Source organism: Novosphingobium sp. AAP93 (assembly GCF_001296055.1).
In the GTDB taxonomy this organism is placed as follows: Bacteria; Pseudomonadota; Alphaproteobacteria; order Sphingomonadales; family Sphingomonadaceae; genus Novosphingobium.
The window spans coordinates 1-4,161 of record NZ_LJHZ01000054.1 but is presented as its reverse complement, the minus strand read 5'-3'; the positions used below and the strand labels follow the sequence as shown (position 1 = coordinate 4,161).

Annotated in this window: 3 protein-coding genes; 1 reads left to right on the top strand and 2 read right to left on the bottom strand. The window is 58.4% G+C overall.

Annotation, left to right across the window (positions count from 1 at the left end):
- Nucleotides 1-21: 21 nt before the first annotated feature.
- Together IP83_RS09405 and IP83_RS09400 are read right to left on the bottom strand one after the other, a co-directional pair.
- Complete coding sequence (locus tag IP83_RS09405) at nucleotides 22-597, bottom strand: hypothetical protein (protein ID WP_156309651.1); 576 nt, start codon at nucleotides 595-597, stop codon at nucleotides 22-24.
- A 180-nt stretch (nucleotides 598-777) separates the two neighbouring features.
- Nucleotides 778-3,291, bottom strand: coding sequence for a TonB-dependent receptor (locus tag IP83_RS09400; RefSeq protein WP_054121960.1), 2,514 nt, complete (start codon nucleotides 3,289-3,291; stop codon nucleotides 778-780).
- A gap of 718 nt (nucleotides 3,292-4,009) precedes the next feature.
- Between IP83_RS09400 and IP83_RS09395 the strand changes: the two genes are divergently transcribed.
- Nucleotides 4,010-4,161, top strand: a 152-nt coding sequence (locus IP83_RS09395; protein ID WP_156309650.1) for a single-stranded DNA-binding protein, incomplete at its 3' end; no start/stop codon positions are given.

Here is a 4,161-nt window from a genome sequence, read left to right as displayed (position 1 = left end):
GCGGAGACTCGGCGCTGTGCGTCAGGCCCGCAAGGTGGGGCCACGGCCCCGCTTACCCAATAGCCGCATTGCGGCAGGATTATCAGGAGTGGTCATCAGAAAGGCCCGGACACGTTCCTCGGCAAGTTTGAAGTCTTCATCATAGTAGGCGGCCAATGCCGCGCGCAGCGCCATCGGCATAAGTTCGATCTCACGGCATTTGTTCTGTGCCTCGATGACCTTATCCGGTACATGCTCCTGGTAATGTGCTGCCAGCAGTTGCCACGGTGTCGTGAGCAGCGGATTGCAGGCCACAGCTTGCTCGTAGGCAGCCACCGCAGCGTCGCGTTGCCCAAGCGAGCGGAGACAATGCCCCCGCTCCTGATGGACTCGGCCAATCCTGGGATACACCTGCGCAAGGTGTTCTGTTCGTTGCAGCGCCTCTTGCAGATTTCCTTGCAGCCGAAGAATTACGGCACAGAGGTACGACGCCTCGATATCATCGGGTGGCAGTTGCCTCGCCGCCTCGGAAGCTTTGGCCCACGCCAGTTCCAGTTGGCCGCGGGCAAGGGCCAGCTTGGCTTGGTCAAGCCCGGAATCAACCACAGGTTCAGGCACGGCGCGAACAGTTCCTTACCAATCACACCTCAACTTGGCAGGCAGAACCCCGGAAGCGCAAGACTCCCATATCTTTGCCGCTGCAATCAAAAGAACCAGGCTCGCCGAACCGACCAGGCCGTTGGGGTGCAACGGTCGGCGGAGCCTGACGAAAGCTTGCGAACGGCCGATCTGCCCGACTTACTCGTCGTAGTTCCAATTGAAACGCAAACCGATCGTGCGCGGTCGCAGTGTGGAATTGAGCTGCCGGTTGTCGTCCACCGAGGTGTAGGTTGTGGCCCTCCGGTCGGTCAGGTTCAGCGCATAGAGCTCCATGTTCCAGTTCTCGCGCTTGATGCCGACCGAGGCATCAAACTGCGCATAGCTTGGCAATCTGAAATCCACCGACTTGATGGTCGAGGTGCGGGATGAACCGACAAACTGGCCACCCAACTGCCCGAAGAACTTGTTCCCGGAACTGGTTTCGTGTTCATAGCGGAAACGCAATCCGCCCTGGAACTTGGGCGCGAGTGAAAGCGGGCTGCCCAGTGGCTTGAAAGTCAACGCCCTCGGCCCGTCGCCCGGGGCGGGACGGAATGCGGCCGGTGTGGCACCATAATCATGCAAGCTGGTATCAAGGTATGCGAAGTTGCCCGTTACCGTAAACTCGCTTGTCGCGCGCCAAGCCATATCGGTCGTCAGCCCCTTGACTCTCGCACTCGGGCCGTTGAGCACGAAGGTCGAATTGCTGATCTGCGGAGCGTAGATGCTGACCGGAATGTTGTTCCAGTCGATGTAGAAGATGGCACCGTTCCAGCGCAGCTTGCGATTTGCAAACTCGGTCTTCCAGCCCAGTTCATAGTTCTTCACGCTGTCGGAAGCATAGGTAAAGGGCACAGTGAAGCCATTTCCTGAACCACCACGCCGGTTGAAACCACCAGGACGGAAGCCTTCGGAATAGGTTACGTAGAACAGCAGATCTTGATCGGGCTTATAGCTCAAGGTCACCTTGGGTGTGGTGCCCTTCTCTCTTGAAGGTGATCTGCCGGCCAGGCCGACTGCGTAGTTGCCCCGGCCGCACACGTTGCCATTTGGCAGATTGGCCACGCGCGTGCCGCAGTTGACCGAACCCTTGAGCGAAATCTCCTGATTGTAGTAGCGAAGACCCGCCGTAAGCGTCAGCTTACTGGTGATATCAAAGCTGGCTTCACCGAACATGGCAAACTGGCTTTCGCCACGCAGCGCATCATTGAAGAAGACGCCACCATCGGGTCTCACGTAATCGCGAATGACATCGCCGCCGCCCGGCCGCTGCCCCTTGAAGCCCTGAATCGCGGCACCTTCATAAAAGAACACGTTGTCAACCGTGAGGTTTGACCGGTCATAGTACACCCCTGCCTGAAGCCGTATGCGCTTGTTGGCGGGGGTCGCAATCCGAAATTCCTGGCTGAAGCGGGTGTTCTTCGAGTTATCCAGATAGGTCATTCGCGGTGTGGCGCAAGTCGCATAGCCAGGATAGCTGCAGATGTAGTACGGAGCGAAAGGCCCAACTTCGGCATAGCGGGTGTAATCGAACTTCTGGTTTACCTTACGGGTCAGATACGAACCGGTGTAAATCAGATCAAGCCCCGCCAACTTGCCCTCTACCGACCACTGCGCCTGATTGAAGGTATCCTCGTTCTTGTCCGGCGAGAAACGGGTAACATTGAGATCGCCCAATGTCGGATCGTACTGGAATACGCCCTCGACATCGAGCGTCTGATACATGTTCTGGACATTTACAGTCCAGTCCGGCGCGACCTCCCACCTCAGCGAAGCGCGACCGCCCGCATACATGGCCGAGTTGAAATCGTTCTTGGCAAAGGCCGCATTGCTGATGATGGGACGCACTGCTTGCGGCTTGGCGGCATTGGCAGCGTTGCCGCACAAAGATACAGGCGCTCCGGGCAAACAGAATGCCACCGAACCGTCCGAGTTGATGCCAGCCAGAGGCTGCTGATACGTCGCTGGGATATTGTCGATAAAGCCGCCTTGGCGATCAACGAAGACGGTTGCACGAAACGCAAGTTTATCTTTGATGATCGGAATGTTCAGGTAGCCATTTGCCGAGAAGCTTGGTGCCCCCTTGTGGGTCGTGGCCCCGTTCAGCGAAACTCCGGCCTGCATCTTGCCGAGGTTGGGCTTATTCGTGATATACCGGATTGCACCACCTTCGGCACTGGCACCAAACAACGTTCCCTGCGGGCCTTCCAGAACTTCGACTCGCTCGAGATCGGTCACGTATACGTCGAGATTTCGGCCCTGAACTGCAACTGTGGCATCATCCAGATAAATCGCAACGGTGGGGCTGACGCCAGCGACCGCCGAACCTTGTAGCCCGATCTGCGCAAGGTTTAACCCTCGGATCGAGATCGAATTCTGTCCTGGACCGCGCCCGCCTGACTGCACTTGTGGAAGTTCCCTCAACAGGTCGCTGAAGTTGGTAATGCCCCGCTGCTGGAGTTGCTCGCTACCAAGCGCACGCACCGCGACCGGCACATCCTGCAGCTTTTCGGAACGGCGTGTGGCTGTGACCACGATATCGGCAATACCACTGCTCTCTTCCGCGCCATTCTGGCTTGCAACTCCCGTCGCCTCTTGCCCGAACGCAGCTGTGACCGGCATGCTCACCATCAAGGCAGCGATTGCCGATGTCCGCAGAAGATTGTGTTTCATGCTACTCCCCTCCCGGCTCTTTTGAGCACTAGGCTTCAATACGACCAGATCGTCAGAAAGCCTGCGCCGCGCGCAGCACAGCTTGCAAACGACGCTTACTGAATGCCTGATGAGCCAAGCTCATCTCGGTTGGTGAGAGAATTCTCGGGGATGCTGCATGCGCCCAACTGATCGTTTGATCTGTGATCGCCGATCCAGCGATGGTTGACGTCTATAGCGAACAATTGCTGCAAAGATTGGCAGAGATACGCCGTTTGTTGGCACCTAGACCACCAGCTGAGCAAAGCTGAAGAAATGCACCTGCTTCCAACAGCGAAGGATAGCAAGATCATCCTCTTGCTCGGCCTCAACTCGCGCCTCACGAGCCAAACACTGGGTCCGTAAAATGCTCGATCACAGCGCAGTGCAGATCGGCATCTTCGAGAGTAAGGCCGTGATGCATTATGCTACCCATTGGGAACCCGTCCTGTCGATACCGTCCCGGGACCATCCGGCTCTTCGCGAACCCTTCCCTGAAGGCGGCGTCCGCCCCTCGCAACCCCGATCCTGCCGGCCGAGTTGCCGCGCGCTGCGCGCGCGTCTGCCCGCACCACCCGACCTGATCGAGGTTCCCCTCCCGTCGCTTTCAGCGCCGCTCGGTGCGAGCGCCAGCCGCCCCCTTCTGACGGTCAGTTCGCAGCCGGGATGGTCCCGGACCTGCAGCCTCAGGAGAAGTTCCATGACCAATCTTGTTATCCTCGTCGGCCGCATCGCCCGCGATCCGGAAACCCGCACCACCACCGGTGGAACCAGCATCACCAACCTCTCGGTCGTCACCGACCGGCCCGCCCGCAAGGACGGCAAGACCTACAAGGACGAGAACGGCTACAC